Origin of the sequence: Fictibacillus aquaticus, from assembly GCF_002245695.1 — a bacterium.
GTDB classification, from domain to species: domain Bacteria; phylum Bacillota; class Bacilli; order Bacillales; family Fictibacillaceae; genus Fictibacillus; species Fictibacillus aquaticus.
Map to the genome: position 1 here is coordinate 1 of NZ_NOII01000090.1, position 1,768 is coordinate 1,768.

Genomic DNA, 1,768 nt, shown 5'->3' on the forward strand with positions numbered 1-1,768 from the left:
TCATGATACAGCTAACTCGATTGCGACTTCTGTTTCCACAAAGGCTCTAACGCCAAGACGCGCGATCATGCTAGCTGCTGTTATGAGCTTTGTCGGTGCTATGACGGTTACGGGAGTAGCGAAGACGATTTCTAAGGATATTGTCGATCCTTTTACACTTCAAAATGGCTCTCTTGTTATTTTGGCGGCTCTTATCGCAGCGATTGCATGGAATCTAATTACGTGGTATTACGGTATCCCGTCTAGTTCCTCTCATGCAATCATCGGTGCTGTAGCTGGTGCAGCAATCGCAGCTTCCGGTTTCGGCGCACTTCATTATTCTGGATTTTTAAAGATTATTCAGGCGCTTATCATTTCTCCGATACTCGCCTTTGCTGTCGGTTTTATCTTTTATGCCATCATTAAGGCTATATTTAAAAACAATCAGAACTTAACGAAAACGAACAACCGTTTCCGCAAGGTTCAGATTGTGACTGCGGCGTTCCAGGCTTACTCGCACGGAACGAACGATGCTCAGAAAGCGATGGGTATTATTACAATGGCACTTATCGCCAACGGCTACACAAACAGCACAGACATCGCGACATGGGTACAGGTTTCCTGTGCGGTCGCTATGGGTCTTGGAACAGCTGTAGGCGGATGGAAAATCATTAAGACTGTCGGCGGCAAGATCATGAAGATCCGTCCTGTTAACGGGGTAGCGGCTGACCTAACTGGTGCTTCAGTTATCTTAGGAGCGTCATTCATCGGTCTTCCAGTCAGTACGACTCACGTCATTACATCATCTATCCTTGGAGTAGGTTCTTCTCATCGTCTGAGAGGGGTAAAATGGGGTACGGCGAAGACTATGGTTATCACATGGTTCATCACGCTACCTATTTCCGCTTCGATTGCAGCAATCTCTTATTTTGTGCTCCACATGATTTTTGGCGATATCGGTTAATCTCAGCTCCCTTTAAGGGGGCTTTTTTTTATCCTGATGTTAGGAGCTTAAGGTATATTGTTAAATAGAAGGAGGGGACTTCATGATCTTCGTGCCTAATTCAATAGAAAAAATAGCACTGGAAAAAAAGATTCATAACTCACAGCCCCAATACAATCTATTGGCACACGGCAGAGAAACGGTAACTGATGAAATGGTTCAGGCAGATTTTAAAGAAAACGAAGAGGTTAAAGGAAACCGGATGATAATAGAGGCTGAAGGGAAAGCGGTCGGTCTGTTTGATTATTGTTATAAAAATCCGAATGATGGACAGCCTTGGATCGGCCTTCTTTTGATTGAAGCGCGACACGAGAAAAAAGGGTATGGAAAATCAGCTGTCGCGATGTTTGAGGAGTCTCTAAGAAAGCAAGGGTACAATAAATGCCGTATTGGTGTGCTGCAAGGGAATGAAAAGGCAAAGCAGTTTTGGGAAAAGTTGGGTTATGGAAAATATACAGAAAAAACAAGGGGAAACCAGCTAATATTGTGCTATGAAAAATACATATAAGAGAAGTTTGGCGAAGCTTTCATGAAAAGCTTCGTCATTTTTTTGTGGAAAAATGAATCTTTTCCTTAACAGATATCGTAAATATAATTGTTAAATAATTCTAAAATTAAGATTATTTTACCAGCTGGTTATGTTAGCATAAGAAAAAGGGGGAATGCTGCTTTAGAAGTCCACGAACTATACTGATTTATAAAACTCTATATAAAAGTAGGGATGATTATGGAATTATTCGGCTATTCTCTTACATCTATTTATTTAGCCGGTCTCATTCTTTTTGG

At 41.6% G+C, this 1,768-nt stretch carries 2 protein-coding genes; both read left to right on the top strand.

Going from position 1 to position 1,768, the window contains the following annotated elements; all coding sequences use genetic code 11:
• On the top strand, positions 1-943 hold a 943-nt coding region (locus tag CGZ90_RS20095; RefSeq protein ID WP_106408337.1), incomplete at its 5' end, for an inorganic phosphate transporter.
• A gap of 82 nt (positions 944-1,025) precedes the next feature.
• Entirely contained in the window at positions 1,026-1,490 is a 465-nt protein-coding gene (locus CGZ90_RS20100; RefSeq protein WP_094254242.1) for a GNAT family N-acetyltransferase, read from the top strand.
• The last annotated feature ends 278 nt before the right edge of the window (positions 1,491-1,768 follow it).

Excerpts from the sequence above, each read along its gene's own strand:
- CGZ90_RS20100 (WP_094254242.1), top strand. The coding sequence starts at position 1,026 with ATGATCTTCGTGCCTAATTCAATAGAAAAAATAGCACTGGAAAAAAAG.